19 protein-coding genes are annotated in these 19526 nt (G+C 60.9%); all 19 read right to left on the bottom strand.

Translation table 11 applies throughout. The annotated features are described in order from the left end of the window. Positions 1-185 precede the first annotated feature (185 nt). Entirely contained in the window at positions 186-1661 is a 1476-nt protein-coding gene (gene fleQ, locus ACK1VC_RS10270) for a transcriptional regulator FleQ (RefSeq protein WP_016488449.1), read from the bottom strand. 168 nt (positions 1662-1829) lie between these two features. Beyond that, on the bottom strand, positions 1830-2123 hold the full coding sequence (locus ACK1VC_RS10265) for a hypothetical protein (RefSeq protein ID WP_024717756.1): 294 nt from the start codon (positions 2121-2123) through the stop codon (positions 1830-1832). Between the two features lie 16 nt (positions 2124-2139). After that, positions 2140-2541: a flagellar export chaperone FliS gene (fliS, locus tag ACK1VC_RS10260; protein WP_016488451.1), complete on the bottom strand. Its 402-nt coding sequence runs from the start codon at positions 2539-2541 to the stop codon at positions 2140-2142. 127 nt (positions 2542-2668) lie between these two features. Next, positions 2669-4057, bottom strand: coding sequence for a flagellar filament capping protein FliD (fliD, locus tag ACK1VC_RS10255; protein ID WP_023047017.1), 1389 nt, complete (start codon positions 4055-4057; stop codon positions 2669-2671). Between the two features lie 83 nt (positions 4058-4140). Next, complete coding sequence (locus ACK1VC_RS10250) at positions 4141-4491, bottom strand: flagellar protein FlaG (protein ID WP_016488453.1); 351 nt, start codon at positions 4489-4491, stop codon at positions 4141-4143. A gap of 76 nt (positions 4492-4567) precedes the next feature. Beyond that, the gene (locus ACK1VC_RS10245) at positions 4568-6010 is read right to left on the bottom strand and encodes a flagellin N-terminal helical domain-containing protein (protein WP_016488454.1); all 1443 of its coding nucleotides are present in this window, start codon (positions 6008-6010) and stop codon (positions 4568-4570) included. Positions 6011-6409: 399 nt separating this feature from the next. After that, positions 6410-7339 carry a ketoacyl-ACP synthase III gene (locus ACK1VC_RS10240; RefSeq protein WP_016488455.1) on the bottom strand — a complete coding sequence of 310 codons (930 nt, stop codon included), beginning with the start codon at positions 7337-7339 and terminating at the stop codon, positions 6410-6412. Positions 7340-7743: 404 nt separating this feature from the next. Further along, on the bottom strand, positions 7744-9306 hold the full coding sequence (locus ACK1VC_RS10235; RefSeq protein ID WP_060519389.1) for a flagellar hook-associated protein 3: 1563 nt from the start codon (positions 9304-9306) through the stop codon (positions 7744-7746). 13 nt (positions 9307-9319) lie between these two features. Further along, positions 9320-11362, bottom strand: a complete 2043-nt coding sequence (gene flgK / locus ACK1VC_RS10230; protein ID WP_096426598.1) for a flagellar hook-associated protein FlgK — start codon at positions 11360-11362, stop codon at positions 9320-9322. 12 nt (positions 11363-11374) lie between these two features. Continuing rightward, the gene (gene flgJ, locus ACK1VC_RS10225) at positions 11375-12529 is read right to left on the bottom strand and encodes a flagellar assembly peptidoglycan hydrolase FlgJ (RefSeq protein WP_016488458.1); all 1155 of its coding nucleotides are present in this window, start codon (positions 12527-12529) and stop codon (positions 11375-11377) included. A gap of 11 nt (positions 12530-12540) precedes the next feature. Continuing rightward, positions 12541-13650, bottom strand: a complete 1110-nt coding sequence (locus ACK1VC_RS10220) for a flagellar basal body P-ring protein FlgI (protein ID WP_024717755.1) — start codon at positions 13648-13650, stop codon at positions 12541-12543. 12 nt (positions 13651-13662) lie between these two features. Then, complete coding sequence (gene flgH, locus ACK1VC_RS10215; RefSeq protein ID WP_016488460.1) at positions 13663-14358, bottom strand: flagellar basal body L-ring protein FlgH; 696 nt, start codon at positions 14356-14358, stop codon at positions 13663-13665. 36 nt (positions 14359-14394) lie between these two features. Next, on the bottom strand, positions 14395-15180 hold the full coding sequence (gene flgG / locus ACK1VC_RS10210) for a flagellar basal-body rod protein FlgG (RefSeq protein ID WP_012273525.1): 786 nt from the start codon (positions 15178-15180) through the stop codon (positions 14395-14397). 47 nt (positions 15181-15227) lie between these two features. Continuing rightward, entirely contained in the window at positions 15228-15968 is a 741-nt protein-coding gene (locus tag ACK1VC_RS10205; RefSeq protein WP_016488461.1) for a flagellar basal body rod protein FlgF, read from the bottom strand. A gap of 160 nt (positions 15969-16128) precedes the next feature. Continuing rightward, positions 16129-16311 (bottom strand): hypothetical protein, encoded by a 183-nt coding sequence (locus ACK1VC_RS10200; protein ID WP_024717754.1) that lies wholly within the window; start codon positions 16309-16311, stop codon positions 16129-16131. A gap of 74 nt (positions 16312-16385) precedes the next feature. Beyond that, positions 16386-17708, bottom strand: coding sequence for a flagellar hook protein FlgE (gene flgE / locus ACK1VC_RS10195; RefSeq protein WP_191086853.1), 1323 nt, complete (start codon positions 17706-17708; stop codon positions 16386-16388). A gap of 28 nt (positions 17709-17736) precedes the next feature. Further along, entirely contained in the window at positions 17737-18438 is a 702-nt protein-coding gene (gene flgD, locus ACK1VC_RS10190) for a flagellar hook assembly protein FlgD (RefSeq protein WP_016488464.1), read from the bottom strand. Between the two features lie 12 nt (positions 18439-18450). Further along, complete coding sequence (gene flgC / locus ACK1VC_RS10185; protein WP_024087485.1) at positions 18451-18894, bottom strand: flagellar basal body rod protein FlgC; 444 nt, start codon at positions 18892-18894, stop codon at positions 18451-18453. A gap of 2 nt (positions 18895-18896) precedes the next feature. Then, complete coding sequence (gene flgB / locus ACK1VC_RS10180) at positions 18897-19307, bottom strand: flagellar basal body rod protein FlgB (RefSeq protein ID WP_016488466.1); 411 nt, start codon at positions 19305-19307, stop codon at positions 18897-18899. Between the last annotated feature and the right edge of the window lie 219 nt (positions 19308-19526).

Genomic DNA, 19526 nt, shown 5'->3' with positions numbered 1-19526 from the left:
CGCGCGTAGGTTTTGGTGTACGGCACGATATCGCGTCGTATTAACCCGGCGGTCGCGCACGCCTGTCACAGGCGTTACTGGCCCGAAACAAACGTAGGAGCGAGCGCAGCTCGCGATGCGCCGCGCGGGCGGCGCTCGATCTCACAGACACCAGAAAGGCCGAGGCGAACACCCAGACCTCGGCGTCAATCCTCCGCCTGGTCCTCGCCGCCCTGTCGGCTCATGCCGTACTTGCGCATCTTCTCGACCAGAGTGGTACGGCGAATACGCAAACGTTCAGCCGCGCGTGCAACGACACCGCTGGCATCGTCCAGCGCCTGCTGGATCAGGCCTTGTTCCAGGCTACCGAGGTAGTCCTTCAAGTCCAGGCCTTCAGGTGGCAGCATCGCAGGGTTGCTGAAGTTTGGCGTGTGACCGTTGATGGCCACGCGCTCTTCCAGATCGCTGCGCAGGCTGTCGACCATCTGCTCGTCTTCGTCATCGACGTAGCGGAATTTTTTCGGCAGCTCGGACACGCCAATCACCCCGTACGGGTGCATGATCGCCATGCGCTCTACCAGGTTGGCCAGCTCACGCACGTTCCCCGGCCAGCCGTGGCGGCACAGCGACATGATCGAGGCGGAGTTGAAGCGGATGGAACCGCGCTTCTCGTGCTCCATGCGTGAAATCAGTTCATTCATCAGCAACGGGATGTCTTCCACCCGCTCACGCAGCGGCGCCATCTCGATGGGGAACACGTTCAGGCGGTAGTACAGGTCTTCACGGAAGGTGCCGTCCTCGATCATGGTCTCGAGGTTTTTGTGCGTTGCAGCAATGATGCGCACGTCAATGCTCTGGGTTTTATTGCTACCCACACGCTCGAAGGTACGCTCCTGCAGCACGCGCAGCAGCTTGACCTGCATCGGCAATGGCATGTCGCCGATTTCGTCGAGGAACAGGGTACCGCCATTGGCCAGCTCGAAACGCCCGGCACGGCTGGTGATCGCCCCGGTAAAGGCGCCCTTCTCGTGCCCGAACAGTTCGCTTTCCAGCAGCTCGGCCGGGATCGCGCCACAGTTGACCGGCACGAACGGCGCTTCACGGCGCTTGGAGTGGTAATGCAGGTTGCGCGCCACCACTTCCTTGCCGGTGCCCGACTCACCCAGGATCAGCACGCTGGCGTCGGTATCGGCCACTTGCTGCATCATCTGCCGCACGTGCTGGATGGCACGGCTGGTGCCGACCAGGCTGCGGAACAGGTTGGGCTCACGCTGGCGGCCGCGCTCGCGCGCCTGGTCGTACATCTCGCGATAGACCTGGGCACGGTGCAGCGAGTCCAGCAACTGGCTGTAGCTTGCCGGCATTTCCAGGTTGGACAGCACACGACGGCGAAGGTCTTCCGGGAACTCCGCAGAAGAAATTTCACCTAAAAGCATCACTGGAAGGAACTCATCCCACCCAGCCAGTGTCTTAATGAGCCCCAGGAGATTACCCGGAGCGTCTACAGCGCCGACAAGTACGCACAGCACTTCACGACTCGAGGACAACGGCTCGACCACTTGCTGCCAATCCTGGCTCGAGCAAGCGAGGTTCTCTTCGCCGAGAAAATTCAGCACCACCGCAAGGTCGCGGCGGCGCGCGCTGTCGTCATCGATCAGCAGAATCTTGGTTTCACGCCACATGCAATAGCAACTTCCCTAGTCATATCGGCGCCCTGCAGGGGCATGCTCGACATCATTCCGACTGAATGGTCAGTGTTCGGACGTCTGAAATTCGAGAACAGCCACTAGTAAAGTCAAAAAGGCCCGCACAGTCAAATTTATGGCGCCTTTTGTCAAGTTGTGTGCATCTTAACTGAACAGATGGTAAACCTTCGAAGCATTTTTCGCTTGGTTGATCTGCATCATCTCTTCGGCAATTGCCTGGCGCTCACCGGTTGTCACTTCGATCAGGTTGCGGTAGACCAGCAGCACCCCTTCCAGCTTCTCGCGCAGCAACGCCTGGTCCATCGCATGGGTTTCCAGCACCTCGTCGATGCACGCGCGGCAGGCCACATCCAACTTGGCAATGGCATCCCAGTCACGCTCACCCAAGGCACCAACCAAGGCATCGCAGGTGTCATCGAGGCGTTGCAGTGCGGTCACGGTAATCTCCTTGCCGTCAGCTGGCAGGCTGGGCGTCGGCAATGCCGTCCCAACCGCTTTTAACGGTAATCAGCAACTGAGCAACTTCGTCGATAATGCCGGCATCGTTATCGACATTGGCCTGCATCAGGCGGTTGGTCATGTAGACATAAAGGGCGTCTAGTTTTTCGACGTATTCCGGGTTTTCGCTCTTTTCAGGCTGCAAGCCATCGCGCAGGCCGATGATGATGTCGATCGCCTTGCCGAGCATCAGGCCCTTTTCCGCGATGTCGCCACGCGCCAAGGCACCCTTGGCCTGGGCCATGCGATCAAGGCCGCCTTCCATCAGCATCTGCACCAGGCGGTGCGGCGTGGCTTCGGAAATCTGGGCATGGGAATTGACCTTCTGGTACTGACGAAGGGCTCTCATGGGATTCATCTTGCGACCTCGTGACGGGCAGGCTTAAGGGAGAGATATTCCTTGTATCGGGCAGACGGTGAAAAACTTTACCGGCCGATGACATGAAGCCGGGCATCATGCCCGCACTTCATGCAATGTTCACGGTTTAATCGTCACTGCTCGACTTGTTCAGCGCGTTGAGCGTACTCAGCACGGAACTCTGCTGCTGGCGCAGCTGGGTGACCAGGGTATCCATGTTGTTGTACTTGTCCTGCAGGCTCTTCTGCAGGGCTTCCATGCGGGTGTCCAGGGTATCTTGCTCGCTCTTGAGCTTGGTCAGGCTTTCGCTCAGCACCTTGGAGCGCTCGGCCAAAGTACCGGTACTGGCCTTGGCAAACGGTTCGGTCACCTTTTGCAGGCGTGCCAACAGTCCATCCTTGCCATTGAAGATACTGGTCAGGTCCGCCGCATTGGTGGAGGCGACCTTGTCCCATTTCTTGTCATCCAGGCTCAGCGTACCGCCATCCTGGGCAGAAGTGACGCCAAAGGCAGCGAGCGATTTCAAGGTACCGTTGCCCGACACCGCATTGAGCTCTTCACGAATGGAGGACATCAACGTGCGCATCGTGGCATCACCGGTCAGCGCCGCCGACGTCATTGTGCCATCAGCGTTTTTGGTGACCTTGGTTTCGGCATTCATGACTTTGAGCAGGGCGTTGTAGGTATCGATGAAACCCTTGAGGCCCGACTTCAAAGTAGTGGAGCTGGTAGTCAGCGAGAGAACAGTGGCTGTAACCTCGCCACTGGTAGCGTTTTTCGGTGAAGTACCCAGCAACTTGATGTTCAGACCACTCACGGCATCGGTGATGTCGTTGGTCTTGGACTTCATGGCAATACCGTCAAGCGTGTACTCGGCGTCCGCCGGCTCGTCGACCACGGTATAGCCAGTATCAATGCCCGAATTGCCCGAAAGGGTGATGTCGGAGCCGTCACCCATCTTGGTCGAGGTGATGATCAGACGCGAACCCGTGGCGTCGGTCAGTACGTTGGCGCTCAGGCCTGCCGTACTGAACTGACTGTTGATGCTATCGCGCACCTGCTGCAGCGTTGCGCCAGCAGGAACACTCAGATCGTAGGCCTTGCCATTCTGGGTCATGGTCAACGTGGTCGGACTGCCAGTGGCGTTGACTACAGAGCCCGCGCCATTTGCGTAGACCTTCGTTGACACCTTCGACGCAGTCGCCAGCTTGTCGACAATCAACTTGAACGAACCGTTGGCAGCCCCGGTACCCATGGTGACGGTCGCCACCTTCTCATCCGAAGACTTCAGGCTAAGGCCACCGAAACTGTTGGTGTCGGTCATGTTGGTCAAGGCGCCACGGAAGGCATCCAGCGCCGACTGAATCTTGCCGATAGAGGACAACGTGGTGGTTGCCTTCAGCGTTTGGGTATTGATCTGCGCCTGTTTGGGCGCCTTCTGCGCGGCCACCAGGGAATCGACGATCGCCTGGGTATCAATGCCCGAGCCAATACCGCTGACTGTTGTACCTGCCATCATTGCTCTCCTTGTTCAGTAGCTGCCGGATCCTTGGCGGATAAATCCATCAATGGGCCAGCAGCAACAAAAATCATGCCAGCCTATGCCTGATCATCGAACAGCAGGCTACTGGCCTCACTGAGGCTTTGTGCAAGCTTCAGCGCCGTTTCCGACGGGAGCTGGCGAATCACTTCACCTGATTGGGTGGCGATCACCTTGACCACAACCTGCCCCGTGGAATCATCAATGGAAAAGTCCAGCTGACGCTGGCTCGACTGGACGAAATCACGAATCTCGCCAACCGCCTTCTCCAGGTCTTCGCGCGAGTGCGGCTGGCTATCGGGGGCAGCAGCCTCCTGCACCTTGGCAGGCACTACCGGGTCCCGGTCAGCGACTGGCGCCTGGGGTAACACAGACGGATACACCTGGCTCAGCTTGACACTCATGTCCATGTTTCGAACTCCTCATGTCAAAAAGGGTGAAAGGGCACGTAAACGCGCCCTTTCACCCTTTACTCAGGCGCCTGAATTACTGGAGCAGTTTCAGGACCGAAGATGGCAGCTGGTTAGCCTGCGACAGGATCGCAGTCGAAGCCTGCTGCAGAGTCTGCTGCTTGGTCAGCTCGGCAGTTTCCGAAGCGAAGTCCACGTCCTGCACGGTGGAGCGGGCAGCGGTGGAGTTCTTCTGGATGTTCTGCAGGTTGTCGACGGTGGTTTGCAGACGGTTCTGGGTAGCACCCAGGCCCGAACGGACGCTGTCGATCGAACCGATGGCCTTGTCGATAACGGCCAGGGCGTTCTGGGCGTTGACGGCGTCGGTCACATCGGTGTCGGCGATGGTGGTCTTGGCCGAAGACTTGGAAGCTGAACCGAACAGGTCGGTAGCACCAGTACCGACTGTACCATCGGCTACCGAGTAACCTTTGGCAGAGTCCAGGGAAATCTGGCCAGTTACAACCGATGTGTCATCAGCAGTAGCGGAAAGCGTGGTCAGAGAGTTCGGGAAATCACCATTACCATCCCGCGCACCGACAGAAATGGCATCAGCGCCAGCCTTGGAGGTGAATTTCAGGTTCTCACCAGTGTCCGACTTCACCGACAAGCTCTTGGTCGATTCATCGTAGTTGACGCTGATACCCAGCTTGGCGGCGTTGGACTTCAATTGATCAGCCAGGCTCGCAGTGTCAGTAACACCAATGAAGCTTACGGTGCTGCCACCAACGGTCAGCTCGAAGTTGGCAGGGGTGGCTGCGGCACCACTTGCAACGGTCATTTTCACTTCGGTGCTGGCAGAGGCTGTCAGGCCACCGATTGCGCCATTGAGTTTGGCAGCAATATCTTTGGCCGAAGCGCCTTCATCATAGCTGACAGTCTTGGATTGGCCGTTGCCGGTTACAACCAGATCTGCTGCTGCCACGCCGCTAGCGCTCGGCGCGATAGTGCCCGACTTGATCTGCTGCGAGCCGATGCTCTTGGCCGAAACGTTGTCCAGCGCCAGGTTGATGGTTTCGTTGGCGTTGGCGCCGACCTGGATGGCCTTGGTGCCGTAGGAGCCGTCCAGCAGCTTCTGGCCACCGAAGGTGGTGGTTTCCGAGATACGGTTCAGCTCAGCGGTCAGAGCCTGGTATTCGTCGTTGTTCGACTTACGGTCGTCGGCGCTCAGGGAGCCAGTGGCCGAGGACAGGGCCAGGGTACGCATTTTCTGCAGGATGTCGGTCGAAGCCTGCATTGCACCTTCAGCGGTCTGGGCGATCGAGATACCGTCGTTGGCGTTCTTGACAGCCTGGCCCAGGCCATTGATCTGGCTGGTCAGACGGTTGGCGATCTGCAGGCCTGCAGCGTCGTCTTTAGCGCTGTTGATACGCAGACCCGAGGACAGACGCTGCATCGAAGTAGTCTGAGCGTTGCTAGCCTTGGTCAGGTTGCCCTGAGTGGTGATCGACGCAATGTTGGTGTTTACAGTTAAAGCCATGACGAAATCCTCGTTGGATGGGTACTGCGGCTTCCGGCCTTGGCAACCGCCGGACTGGCCTAGAGAACCTTCGTAATAGTTATCGTCGGGTGCGCGGGATGCTTGAGGGGTTTTTCGAAAAAAAAATGCTGGCATGGGGCCAGCCCCGAGAAATCAAGGGGTTAAGGGGATTTTATTGGCGTCAAATTCCACTCCCAAGCACACTGAGCATCACCTACCAGCCTCCACCTGTGGGAGCGGGCGCGCCCGCGAACACCGGCAAAGCCGGTGCCATACACCGAGTCGCCTGCTTCGCGGGCATGCCCGCTCCCACAGAAGCTGCGCCATGCCACAGCATTTTGCAGGCAAAAAAAAGCGCCAGGCGGTGGCCGCCGGGCGCTTCGGGGGACTGCTGAGGGATCAGTCGCGGTACAGGATGGCCGAGCCCCACGACAGGCCCACGCCAAAGCCGCTGATCGCCACACGCTTCCAGCTGCCGTCGAGCATGTGCTTCTGCAGCAGCAGCGGCACGCTGGAGGACACGGTATTGCCGGTTTCCAGCATGTCCTTGACGAACTTCTCCGGGTGTTGCTCTTCGAAGCGCCGCGCCACGGCGTCGACAATCGCCGCACTGCCTTGGTGAATGCAGAACGCATCGATATCCGACGACTTCAGGCCGCTGGCATCCAGCAGCTCGTGCAGGTGCGCCGGCACCTTGACCAGCGCGAAGTTGAACACCTGGCGGCCGTTCATGAAGAATTTGCCGTCGGTCACTTTCAAGTGCTCGGCACCGGAGCCGTCAGTGCCGAAGCGCGCCTGACCCAGGTTCCATACGGCGCCTTCACCCATCCAGGTGGCTGTGGCGGCATCGCCGAACAACATGGTGGTGTTGCGGTCTTCCGGGTCGACGATCTTCGAATACGGGTCGGCGGTGATCAGCAGGCCGTTTTTCAGCCCTGCAGCTTCCATGAAGCCTTTGATCGCATACAGGCCATACACATAGCCGGAACAGCCCAGCGACACGTCGAACGCCGCCACGCGGGTAGAGAGACCGAGCTTGCTCTGGACGATGGCTGCGGTGTGCGGCAGGCCTTCTTCGTCACCGTTCTGGGTGACCACGATCAGCGCATCGATCGACTGCGGATCCAGGTCAGGGTTGCTGGCGAACAGGGCCCGGGCGGCTTCTACGCACAGATCGGAGGTTTCTTGCTCTTCGGCCTTGCGCGGCAGGAACGACGCGCCGATCTTGCCGAACATGAACTCTTCGTCCTTGCCAAACTTCGCACCCTGGACGTAGTTGTCCAGGCCAGCGGTAGGCACGTAACTCGCGATGCTTTTGATGCCAATCATTCTGGCTTCCCAATGAAAACAGCCAAAGACCACCACTCGATGAATTGAGGGCGCCAAATACCGGGGCGTCACCGCCAGGGGTTGAAGGCAGAGCTCACCTGCGCACCGGTAACAAAATGCTGCAACAGCTGCTGCATAGAATACAGGGAAGATGATCGTTTTGACTCATTGGTCACATTGAAATGCTACGAAAGCCGTGGCGAGGGCGTGGAGACTGGGGAATTCGGGGAATGACCAGGCGGACACAAATCCCTGCAGGAGCGGCCTTGTGCCGCGAAAGGGCCGCAAAGCGGCCCCGGCGATCTCAGCGTTAATGCAGAATGCCAAGGCTGCTTTCGCAGCCCTTTCGCGGCACAAGGCCGCTCCCACAGGGCATTCCCAGCCTGATGGAGCAGCAAGACAGATCAGAGCTTGTTGAACAGGCTCAGTTGCGAAATGCGCGAGAAGGCCAGTTGTGACGCCTCCAGCATGGCCTGCTGCAAGGTCAGGGTGATGGCCGCCTGCGACATGTCGGTGTTGCCGATGGCGTTCTGGGTGGTCTTGTTGGCCAGGCCCAGGCTGGTGTTCTCCTGGCGCTGGATCTCCAGCGAGTTGCCACGGGCGCCGATCGAACCACGGGTGATATCGACCTGCTCACGGGCACTGGCCAGGTTGGCGATCGCCGAGGCCGCTGCATCCTTCAGCGCATTGGCCTGGCCTACTCCCGTTACCGGCGTATCCAGCGCAGCACGCAGCTGGCTGAGGGTTTCCAGAACATTCTGGTTCTGGTGCGTATTGGCGGTGACCGCAAACTGGTCACCCGCCTCCGGCGAACCGGTCACCTGGTAGGTCACACCTGCCACCGTCAAGGCTGGCGCGGTGTAGGTACCCGTGGCCACGGCCTTGCTGTCAGCCGTCAGCGGCTGGGCGTAGAGCTCGTAGGCGCCGGGCCCGGTGAACTTGATCACAGCCCCGTTACTGGGGAAGGTGCTGCGATACGCCGCTTGGTCGGTCACGGTGCTGCTGGTGATCTGGGCGCTGGAGGTATTGCTGGCGTTGCGGGTAGCGTTGAACGAGTCCGGGCGCGCCGCCAGGGAAAACTCGCGCCCTGCCACCGCGGCGTCGGCATCGGCGCCCTCCTCCACGGTAACGGTGATTTCAAACTCGACGCCACGCAGGGCAATGCTGTTGGCGCCCTCGGTCTTGCTGTCGAAGGTACCGTTGGTGGCGGTTTCAGACGTGATGTCCCTGCCACTTGCATCGGTGATGGTGTACTGGGTCGCGCTGGTGAAGGTCAGTTTGTACGGCTGGCCGGCAGTAAAGCTGTTGTTGTAGGTGGTACTTGAGGTCATCAGGCCAGACGATACCCCGACAACGCCATCGTCAGTTGCCGGCACCACCAGGGTCGACTGCGTGCGGCTCTTGTTGCTGGCGGAATCAAAGATGGTGAAGCCGGTGTCGTTGGTGGCCAGATTCAGGGTGTCGGAGACCTGCAGGCTCAGCTGGGTCTGGTCACCGTGATAGCTGTAGGTGCCATCGGAGTTGCGCACATAGGGTGGCGTGGTGCTCTTGGAGCCGCCGAACATGTAGTCGCCGTTGGCATCGCGCGAGTTGAGCAGGCCAAAGATGTTGGCCTCGATCTCTTTCAGCTCGGTACTGATGGCCACACGGTCAGAGTCGGTAACCCCAGGGCCGCCAGCACGGATCGCCAGCTCGCTGGCGCGCTGCATGGTGTCGTTGATGGTGGAGAGCACGCTCTCCTCCTGCAGCAGGGCGTTGCTCACCGTGTTGATGTTGCCGCTGTACTGGTCCAGCAGCGACTGCTGCTGTTGCAGCAGCAGCAGTCGCGCCGCGCCGACCGGGTCATCGGCGGCCGTCTGGATACGGATACCCGACGTGACCTGATCGTTGGTCTTGTTCATGGTGGAGAAGTTCTTGGAGTAGCTACTGGCGCTGGCCTCATAGAACTGAGCAGTGGAAATACGCACGAGAGTCTACTCCTTACAAGGCATTGATCAGGGTGCTGAAGGTTTCTTGCGCCGCCTTGATGATCTGCGACGACGCCGTGTAGTAGTGCTGGAACTTGACCAGGCTGGCCGCCTCGTCATCCAGGTTGACCCCGGATACCGCACTGCGGCTTTCACTGGCGCTCTTGAGCACCGCCTCGGTCGCCGTGGTATCGATGGTCGCCTGGTTGGCCTTGGCACCCACGCGCTCCACCAGCGAGGCATAGGCCGACGTGAAGCTGGTGCCACCGCCGGACCCGGTGTTCACCGTCGACTTGGTCTGCAGGCCCAGCAGCGCCGTTGCGTTGCGGTTGTCGGCCTTGCCGTCGGCATTGAACGACAGGGTAAAGCTGTCGTTGGCCGCCGGGCTGCCGCCGATGGTGGTCTCGACACTGAACGTGCGCGGGTTGCCGCTGCCATCGAGAATCGGCTGCCCAGCCGCATCGAGCATTGGCACGGCCACCGACAGTTTGTTGTCCGTACCCGGCACCACGCTGCCGGTGCCGATCTGGGTGCCCTTGGCATCGAACAGCTTGTAGCCTTGTGAGCCACCACTGGCAGCGTCGAACACCACGCGCACCGGCATCGAGTCGCGAATAGACTGCTGGATCAGTGCGGTGTCGGCACCGCCATAGATATCCAGCGACTGGCTCAAGGTAGGCTGGGTAATGGTGCCGGTGCCGCTGTTGCCGCTACCCGAGGCAGCGCTGATCGGCCCGGCAAAGGCCAGCTTGTTGGCATCGGTCAGGGTTGTGGTGATGCTGCCTGCTGCGGCACGAGTGGGGATGACCTTGAAGCTGTCGCCTGCCGCCAGGCCACCGCCTTTCAGCGACAGGCTGAAGCCGTCGATGACCGGCGCCGGGTCGGTGCTGAGGTCAAAGCTACCCATGTCGGTGCCGTCGGAGCGGCGTACGCTGTACTGGTTGGCGCTGGTGAACTTCACCTCGTAGTCGTAGGTGGTCAGCGCGCCGCTGTTGGCAATGGTCACGTCCAGGTTGCCGGAGCCGGTGCTGTTGCTCGACGAGGCCAGGCTGCGCTGGGCAACGGCAGTGGCGCTGTTGATGCTGGAGAACAGCGAGCTGCCGAACTGGCCATTGGCATCTAGGCCCTGCCCCAGCTGGCTGTTGATGCTGTCCGAAACCACCAGGGCTACACGGCCCAATTCGTTCATGGACGGTGTCAGCACGTCCTGGCGGTAGCGCACCAGGCCGCCGATCGCGCCACCGGTCACGACCGAGGTCACGTCGGAGCTGAACGACTCGTAGTTGATACGCAGGCTGGCCTGGCTCTTGTCGGCAGTACCCGGTTGCACCGACAAGGTGTTGGCCTTGTTGCCGGTGACCAGCGACTGGCCGCTGCCCAGGTACACGTCGTAGTTGCCGTCACGCTCCTGCACGGTCACGCCAACCAGCTCGTTGAGCTGGCGTACCGCTTCGCTGCGCGCATCCAGCAGGCTGTTCGGCGTGTTGCCAGTGCCCGAGGCCGCCGCGATCTGCTTGTTGTACTCGGCAATGCTGGCCGTGAGCTTGTTGACCTGGCCAGCCATGGTGTCGAGCTGGGAGTTGATCGTTTCGTTTTGCTGGGTCAGCTGGGTACTCACCGCGTTGAAACGGTTGCTCAGGGTTTGTGCCTGGGTCAGCAACAGCTGCCGGGAGGCAACGTCACCGGGCTTGGCCGCTGCCGTCTGCAGGGCCGAAAAGAACGCCGTGAGGACCGAGCTGATGCCGGTATCGCGATCGGCCAGCAGCTTGTCGATGCTGGTGATCTGGTCCTGGAAGGCAACCGAGTCCGCCTGCAGCGAAGTCGCGGTCTGCAGTTGGTTGTCCAGGTAGGAGCTGTAGATGCGACGCACGTCCGACAGCGTGGTACCGGTACCCAGGAACCCCGCGCCGATGTTGTGCGAAGGCCCCGCCGCCTGAATCGTCTGCTGGCGCGAATAGCCACTGGTCGCGGCGTTGGCGATGTTGTTACTGGTTACCGACAAGGCCGCCTGGCTGGCACTCAGGCCACTCAGGCCGATGGAAATCAGGCTCGACATGATTTAGTCCTTTTATAGATTCGTGGTTCTGCCAGCCATGGCGTATTGCGGGGTTGTCTGCATTTGCTGGGCGATGCTGATGATCTTCTTCGCATAGCCCGGGTCGGTCGCATAACCTGCCTTTTGCAGCTCTCTTGCAAACTGCTCAGGGTTATCGGCCGAGGCCAACGCATCTTGATAGCGAGAATTGCCCTGCAGCAGGTTTACCAGGTCGTGGAAGCTGTCCTGGTACGAGTCATAGCTGCGGAAGGCTGCGGTTTCCTTGACGAACTGGCCATCACGGAACTCGCTGGTGATCGCCCGTGCCTGCTCACCCTGCCAGTTGCCGGTGGCCTTGATGCCGAACAGGTTGTGGCTGCTGCTGCCATCGGTATTGCGCATCACTGATTTGCCCCAGCCGGTTTCCAGTGCGGCCTGGGCCACCAGGTAACGCGGGTCGATGCCAATGCGCTTGGCGGCCTGCTCGGCCATCGGCAGCATGGTGGCAACGAATTCGTCACTGTCGGCAAAGGCCTTGTTCGGCGCCAGCGGGGGCTGGGCCACGGCGCGGCCGACAATGCGCAGGCCGTTGTCCGGCACAGCGAAAGCCTTGGCCACCTGCTGGCCGTCCCGGGCAGGCACGGCGGCGGCATTGGCACTGGCGGCCGATGGCACGATACCGGCCAGCAGGCGATCGGTGAGTTTGCTCGGCAAGGCCAGGCGCCGCGAGTTGAGCGCAGCGACGTCGTTGCGGGTGCTGACCGAGTCCGTGGCATGCACCGGCTCCGCCACCTTGTTGCCCCACAGCGCCGGACCACTGCCATCGGCACGCGGGAACGGGCTGGTATTGATCGATGCACTGCGGCCCTTGGTCAGCTGGCGCACCAGCACGTCCTGCAGGCCGATACCGCCACCTTCGCGGGACATGCTCACGGCCAGCTGCTGGTCGTACATGTCACGGTACTGCTTGACCGTTTCGGTGTTCATCGGGTTGTCATCGGCCAGCACGTCGCTGGCCTTGCGCGAGGCCTTGAGCATTTCGCTGATGAACAGCGACTCGAACTCCTGGGCCACCTTGCGCACGTTGGCTTCGCTGTCGCGGTCACCGTGCTTCAGAGCACTCAGGCGGTTGAGGTCGGTATAGGCACCGCTGTCGGCACTGCCGGAGACCTGGCTTTTGATATTCATCCGCGCCGTCCTCAGATCACGATCAGGTCGGCCTGCAAGGCGCCGGCCTGTTTCAGGGCTTCGAGAATGGCCATCAGGTCGCCGGGCGCCGCGCCCACCTGGTTCACCGCCCGGACGATCTCATCCAGTGTGGTGCCTGGGCCGAACTTGAACATCGGCTTGGCTTCCTGCTCGGCGTTGACCCGCGAGCGGGGCACCACGGCCGTCTGGCCATTGGAGAAGGCCCCCGGCTGGCTGACGATCGGGTCTTCGGTAATGGTCACGGTCAAGCTGCCGTGGGTCACCGCCGCGGGCGACACCTTGACGTTCTGGCCGATGACAATGGTGCCGGTACGCGAGTTGATGATGACCTTGGCCACCGCCTGGCCCGGGTCGATTTCGAGGTTCTCAAGGATCGACAGGTAATCCACGCGCTGGCTGGGGTCCATAGGCGCACTGACCCGCACCGAACCACCGTCCACGGCCTGGGCCACACCCGGACCAAGCAGCTCGTTGACCTTGTCGACGATACGCTTGGCCGTGGTGAAGTCCGGGCGATTCAGGTTCAGGGTCAGGCTGTTGCCCTGATTGAAGCCGCTCGGCACAGCCCGTTCAACGCTGGCACCGCCCGGAATACGACCCGCCGACGGAACGTTGACGGTGATCTTCGAGCCGTCACGGCCTTCGGCGTCAAAGCCACCCACCACCAGGTTGCCCTGGGCGATGGCGTAGACGTTCCCGTCGATACCCTTGAGCGGGGTCATCAGCAGGCTGCCGCCACGCAGGCTCTTGGAGTTACCGATCGACGACACGGTAATGTCCACCACCTGGCCGGGCTTGGCGAACGCCGGCAGGTCGGCATGCACCGACACCGCCGCGACGTTCTTCAACTGCACGTTGCCGGAGCCGGCCGGCACCTTGATGCCGAACTGCGACAGCATGTTGTTGAAGGTTTGCAGGGTGAACGGCGTCTGGGTGGTCTGGTCACCCGTGCCGTTCAGGCCCACCACCAGGCCGTAACCGATCAACTGGTTGGAACGCACGCCAGAAATGCTGGCGATGTCCTTCAGGCGCTCTGCCTGGGCACCGAAGGCACAGGACAGGAGCAGGGTTGCGGCAATCAGCTGCCTCACGTTGAACATGGTCATCCGTACTCAGAAAGGCCAAAGCGGGCTGATGAAGAAGCGGTCCAGCCACCCGGGCTGGCTGGCATCGGCGAACGAGCCGGTACCGGAATAAGTGATGCGCGCGTCGGCCACCCGGGTGGACGGCACGGTGTTGTCGGTGGCGATGTCATCGGCGCGGATCATGCCGGCAATGCGCACCAGCTCTTCGCCGGTGTTCAGGGTCAGCCACTTCTCGCCGCGCACGGCGATAATGCCGTTGGGTAGCACTTCGGCCACGGTCACGGTAATCGAACCGGTCAGGGTGTTGCCCTGGGTGGCCTTGCTGTCGCCCTTGGTGGCACGCTCGCCGTTGTAGCCGGCCTCCAGCGACAGATCACCACCGCCGAACGGGTTGTTGGTGTTCGGTGTGCTGCCAAACAGCGAGGTCAGGCCGATATCGGCCTTGCTGTTTTTCTGGATCTGCGAACCGGCGTTCTTGCTGGCCGAGGTTTTCTCGTTCAGGGTGATGGTGATGATGTCACCCACCCGGAACGCCTTGCGGTCGCTGTACAGGTTCTGCTCGAAACCGGCCTGGTAGATGGAACCGTTGTTGGCCGCTGCCGGTAACGGGGTGCGCGGCAGTACCGGCGCGTAGTACGGGTCGTTGGGCTTGGGCGTCGGGCCGACGCAACCTGCCAGCAACACCGCCCCCCCCAGGGCGAACACGGACAACAGACGATTCATGGTGCATACCTCACGGGTGTAACGAAGCGACAGGGCTTAGAGCTGTTGAGTCACGAACGACAGCATCTGGTCGGCGGTGGAAATGACCTTGGAGTTCATCTCGTAAGCGCGCTGGGTCGTGATCATGTTCACCAGCTCTTCCACGGTGCTGACGTTGGAGTTTTCCAGGGTCTGCTGCTGGGTGGTACCGAAGCCGTTCAAGCCCGGTGTGCCGACTTGCGGCGCACCACTGGCGGCAGTTTCCAGGAACAGGTTGTCGCCGATGGCCTGCAGGCCAGCCGGGTTGATGAAGTCGGCGGTCTGGATGTTGCCGATCACCTGCGCAGCCGGGTTGCCGGCGGTGGTGATCGATACGGTGCCGTCCTGGCCGACGGTGAAGGTTTGCGCGTCGTTCGGCACCACAACGGCAGGCTCGAGGGCGTAGCCATTGGCGGTGACGATCTGGCCGTCGGAGTTCAGGTGGAAGGTGCCGTCACGGGTGTACGACACTGTGCCGTCCGGCTGCAGAATCTGGAAGAAGCCACGGCCGTTGACCGCCATGTCCAGCGGGTTCTCGGTGGTTTGCAGGCTGCCAGCGACGAAGCTTTTTTGCGTGCCGACAATGCGCACACCGGTACCGACCTGTAGGCCCGAAGGCAGCTCGCTGTCCTGGGTCGACTGCGCGCCAGGCTGACGCTTGATCTGGTAGAGCAGGTCTGCGAATTCGGCGCGATCACGCTTGAAGCCGGTGGTGGAGACGTTGGCCAGGTTGTTGGAAATGACCGTCAGGTTGGTGTCCTGGGCGGACAGGCCGGTTTTAGCGACCCAAAGAGCCGGAAGCATATAGTTTCTCCTCGTGCGCCTGTTTTACGGCACCCGTTCAAAAGTGATTAGCCGATTTGCAAAACCCGAGCCATGGCTTCGTCGCCTTCCTTGGCCGTGTTCATCATCTTGACGTGCAGTTCGAACTGGCGAGACAGCGCCAGCACCGAGGTCATTTCCTCGACAGCATTGACGTTGCTGCCTTCCAGGAAGCCCGACACCACCCGAACGTTGACGTCGGCATCGGCCGGTTGGCCAGAAGCGGTATGGATCAAGCCATCCAGCCCTTTTTGCAGGCCTTTGGTGTCTGGGTTGACCAGCTTGATCCGGTCGACCTCGGCCATCACGCGGGGGTCTTCACCCATGGAGCGAATGCTGAGGGTGCCGTCGGCACCCACCTCAACCTTCTGCTCTGGCGGGATGGCAATCGGGCCACCGTTGCCGATCACCGGCATGCCGTTGCCGGCACGCAGCACGCCGAGGGCGTCGATGTTCAGGCTACCGGTACGCACGTAGGCTTCGCTGCCGTCCGGGGCCTGCACGGCAATGAAGCCCTTGCCGGTCACGGCGACATCCAGGTCACGCCCCGTCTCGACCAACGGGCCCTCGCTGAAGTCGGTGGCCGGGCGTTCGGTCATGGCAAAGGCGCGCGCCGGAAAGCTGTCGCCGAACACCGGCATCGAACGGGCCTGCTCCAGGTCACGCTGAAAACCGTTGGTGGAAATGTTCGCCAGGTTGTTGGCGTGGGCCTTTTGCGCCAGCGCGTTCTGGCTGGCGCCGGTCATGGCCACATAAAGCAACTTGTCCACAGTATCTCCTCTGCGCGTCGCTGCCGCGCTGTCACTGGCCAGGTCCGAAGCAATAATCGAACCAAGTCTGAAACCGCCTGTTTACAGGGGCTCCAGCGCAGCAAGGGGCAACAAACGTCAGTTTGTCGGCGGAAGTTTGCCGCCTGCGGCAAGGGCGTGCTCAGAAGGTGCGGCAAGCGGCGTTGTTGTAGGGGCCGGAATGGCGTACCCAGCCCTCGCCCGGGTTGTTGGCAGAGCACAGGTAGCGGCCGGTGGCCAGGCTTTGCCATTGGTAGAACGGGGCGGGAGCGGCCGAGAGCGGCAAGGCCATGGCCAGGAGGGCGGTGAGCATTAGCCGTTTCATGGGCGTGAACCTTGAAGAACCTGGGGCCGCTTTGCGGCCCCAATTACAGACAAAACCACCCTAGCAGGCGGCCATCAGGTCATCTGAATGATGGTCTGCATGATGGTGCTTTCGGTGGAAATGGTCTTGGCGTTGGCCTGGTAGTTGCTCTGCGCCTTGATCAGGTTGACCAGCTCACCGGTAAGGTCGACGTTGGAGTCTTCCAGCGCACCGCCAGTAATCTGGCCCAAGGTACCAGTATCCGGGGCGCCGATCACCGGCACACCCGAGCCATAGGATTCTTTCCAGCTGGTGCCACCCACCGGGGTCAGGCCCTCCAGGTTGGCAAAGTTGGCGATCGCCACCTGGCCGATCACCTTGTCCTGGCCATTGGTGAAGTTGGCGAACATATTGCCGCTTTCGTCGATGGTCAGGCCCGAGAGCTCACCCGTGGCAAAGCCATCCTGGCTCTTGGCAGTGGTGGCGGAGGCTGCGTTGTACTGGGTGGTACCGAGCATGTCCAGGTTCACCCCGGCGACGTTGGCGGTAGCGCCGTTGGCGCTCCACACACCGGCGGCGTTCTTCTGTGCCGGGATCCAGTTGTCGAGGGTGAAGGTCTTGTTGGCCGCGATGGTCATGCCACCGGCCACCGGGCCTGCCGTCATCGAGGCAGAATCCAGGGTGCCGTCAGACTTGAACGGCAGATTGTTGGCCAGCGGCGTGGTCGAGGCCGGGTTGGCCGGGTTGCGCCCGTCGATGGTGGTGTACATGGTCCAGGAGTTGCTGGTGGCGTCCTTGACGAAGTACTGGTTCAGCTGGTGCGCGTTACCCTGGCTGTCATACACGTCGGTATTGAACGTGTAGTTATAGGTGCTGGTATTGGTCGGATCGAACGGCGTCTGGCTGGGCGCAGTCGCAGTGGAGTTGAGGTTGACGTTCTCGGAGATGCGCCCGGTCGGGTTGGGCGTCAGGTTCGAGGTGTCGATCTGCAGGTTGGTCAGCACGCCCTGGACGATCTTACCGTTGGCATCCACTGCATAACCTTGCAGGTTGGAGCCCGACGAGTTGACCACGTAGCCGTCCTTGTCGCTGTAGAAAGCACCGGCACGGGTGTAGATCTTCGAGCCGTTGTCGTTCATCACGAAGAAGCCGTTGCCATCGATGGCCATGTCCAGCGCCTGGCCGGTGCCATTGATGTTGCCCGGCGTGAACAATTGCGACACAGCGGCAGTCTTCACACCCGTGCCGACCACGTTCTTGCCGGCACTGGTGCCGCGGATGGAGTTGGAATACTGGTCGGCGAACTCGGCGCGCGAGGACTTGAAGCCAGTAGTGGCAACGTTGGCAATGTTGTTGCCGGTAACGTTCAGGGCCTTGTTCGCTGCATAGAGGCCGCTAAGGCCGGTATTGAAAGACATGTGTAACTCCTGTCGTTTTGCTCAGGCCCTAGATGCCGATGCTTTGGATTTTGGAAAGCGCAACACTGCCCAGCCCAGCCAGGTTGAGCGTCATCTCAGAACCGTTGGTGCCCATGGTCACACTGGTAACGGAGGCCGGCAGGTTGGTGGTCATGGCCGTGGCCTTGCCGTCGATCGAAGCGGTGGCCTTGAAGGTGTAGGTACCGGCTGGCGCCGCTTCGCCGTCGTCGTTCAGGCCATTCCAGGTAAAGTCGACCTTGCCGGCTTTCTGGGTACCCAGGTCGAGGGTGCGTACCAGCTTGTCATCCTTGTCGTAGATGCCCACCGAGGTGGCGGTGCTGGACGACGTCAGGTTGACCGTGCCTTTCATATCCTTGCTGGTGTCGACCACAGCCTTGTCGGTCTGGACAATTACATTGCGCCCGACCAGTGACGAGGCCTGCAACGCCTGGGAAGACTGCAACCCTGCCGCGATATAGGTCACAGAATCGTTCAGCGACTGCATGCTCTCGAGGCTGCTGAACTGCGCCAGCTGCGCCACGAACTCGCCGTTTTCCTGTGGATCGAGCGGGTTCTGGTTCTTCATCTGGGTAACCAGCAACTGCAGAAAAGCATCTTTGCCCAGCGCGCTGCCGGCAGCGCCGGTGCTGCTGTCGGTCTTGGACGTCTGCTTCTGCAGCGAGGTCAGGTACGCGCTGCTGACGTCAGAGGTGGAATTGGTGGTGGTCATGTCGGCTTCCTATCACTGCCCCAGGGTCAGGACTTTCTGCATCATGCTCTTGGCCGTGTTCATCAGCTCGGCGTTGGTCTGAAACGCACGGCTAGCGGAGATCATGTCTGCCATCTCCTCGACCACATTGACGTTCGGGTAATAGACGTAGCCGTCCTTGTTCGCCGCCGGATGATTGGGCTCGTAGCGTGCTTCCAGGGTGCTCTGATCCTCGACGATGCCTTTTACCTGCACGCCCTGCCCTGCTTCGCCCTGGTCTTCGAACAGCGACTGGCTGCTGCCGGCTTGCGCATCCTGGAAGGTGGTGGCGAACACGGGGTGGCGGGCGCGGTACGTCTGGTCGATGCTCGAAGAAACGGTTTCGGCGTTGGCAATGTTGGAAGCGACGGTGTTAAGGCGCGTGTTCTGCGCGCTCATGCCGCTACCGGCAATATTGAAGACACTGGAAAGGGACATGGTCATTCTCCCCGCAGGGCCGATACCAGCCCTTTGAATTTGCTGTTGAGCAAAGTGAAGCTGGCCTGGAAGCCAATGGCGTTTTCGGTGTAGTTCGATTGCTCGATCTGCGCGTCCACGGTGTTCTGGTCGATCGACGGCTGCAGCGGCGTGCGGTACTTGAGGGTATCGTCGGCTGCGATGGCGAGGCCTTCGGCTTCGATGTGGCGGCTATTGGTGCGATCCATGGCGAAACGGCCGCTTTGCTGCTTGTCGCTTTCGGCGGCCAGCACAGAGGCGAAGTCCATGTCACGCGCCTTGTAGTTGGGCGTGTCGGCGTTGGCGATGTTGTTGGCCAGCACTTCGGCGCGCTGGGCGCGGAAGCCCAGAGCCTTTTCGTGAATACCAAGCGCCTTGTCGAAGCTGATGCTCATGTCGGGGAAACCTTCGGAGGTTGACCGGAATATCGTTGAGCAAGGTATAGCAAGGGCTGTGCCAACCCATGCAAAGCCCGCAAATACGGGGCTACGAGGCGCAGTGCTGTCAGGGTGATGCCAGAAAAGCGGCAAAGGCCTTCCGCCCACGGCGGCGAAAGCGGCAATTGCCGGGCGGCAAATGCGGCAAATCAAAAAATTGACGTCAGGGATTTTCCT

Source organism: Pseudomonas sp. XP2 (assembly GCF_053557975.1).
This window is presented reverse-complemented; position numbering and strand designations above follow the sequence as displayed.

Excerpts from the sequence above, each read along its gene's own strand:
- fleQ (WP_016488449.1), bottom strand. The coding sequence starts at position 1,661 with ATGTGGCGTGAAACCAAGATTCTGCTGATCGATGACGACAGCGCGCGC.
- fliS (WP_016488451.1), bottom strand. The coding sequence starts at position 2,541 with ATGAATCCCATGAGAGCCCTTCGTCAGTACCAGAAGGTCAATTCCCAT.
- fliD (WP_023047017.1), bottom strand. The coding sequence starts at position 4,057 with ATGGCAGGTACAACAGTCAGCGGTATTGGCTCGGGCATTGATACCCAG.
- ACK1VC_RS10250 (WP_016488453.1), bottom strand. The coding sequence starts at position 4,491 with ATGGACATGAGTGTCAAGCTGAGCCAGGTGTATCCGTCTGTGTTACCC.
- ACK1VC_RS10245 (WP_016488454.1), bottom strand. The coding sequence starts at position 6,010 with ATGGCTTTAACTGTAAACACCAACATTGCGTCGATCACCACTCAGGGC.
- ACK1VC_RS10240 (WP_016488455.1), bottom strand. The coding sequence starts at position 7,339 with ATGATTGGCATCAAAAGCATCGCGAGTTACGTGCCTACCGCTGGCCTG.
- flgK (WP_096426598.1), bottom strand. The coding sequence starts at position 11,362 with ATGTCGAGCCTGATTTCCATCGGCCTGAGTGGCCTGAGTGCCAGCCAG.
- flgJ (WP_016488458.1), bottom strand. The coding sequence starts at position 12,529 with ATGAATATCAAAAGCCAGGTCTCCGGCAGTGCCGACAGCGGTGCCTAT.
- ACK1VC_RS10220 (WP_024717755.1), bottom strand. The coding sequence starts at position 13,650 with ATGTTCAACGTGAGGCAGCTGATTGCCGCAACCCTGCTCCTGTCCTGT.
- flgH (WP_016488460.1), bottom strand. The coding sequence starts at position 14,358 with ATGAATCGTCTGTTGTCCGTGTTCGCCCTGGGGGGGGCGGTGTTGCTG.
- flgG (WP_012273525.1), bottom strand. The coding sequence starts at position 15,180 with ATGCTTCCGGCTCTTTGGGTCGCTAAAACCGGCCTGTCCGCCCAGGAC.
- ACK1VC_RS10200 (WP_024717754.1), bottom strand. The coding sequence starts at position 16,311 with ATGAAACGGCTAATGCTCACCGCCCTCCTGGCCATGGCCTTGCCGCTC.
- flgE (WP_191086853.1), bottom strand. The coding sequence starts at position 17,708 with ATGTCTTTCAATACCGGCCTTAGCGGCCTCTATGCAGCGAACAAGGCC.
- flgD (WP_016488464.1), bottom strand. The coding sequence starts at position 18,438 with ATGACCACCACCAATTCCACCTCTGACGTCAGCAGCGCGTACCTGACC.
- flgC (WP_024087485.1), bottom strand. The coding sequence starts at position 18,894 with ATGTCCCTTTCCAGTGTCTTCAATATTGCCGGTAGCGGCATGAGCGCG.
- flgB (WP_016488466.1), bottom strand. The coding sequence starts at position 19,307 with ATGAGCATCAGCTTCGACAAGGCGCTTGGTATTCACGAAAAGGCTCTG.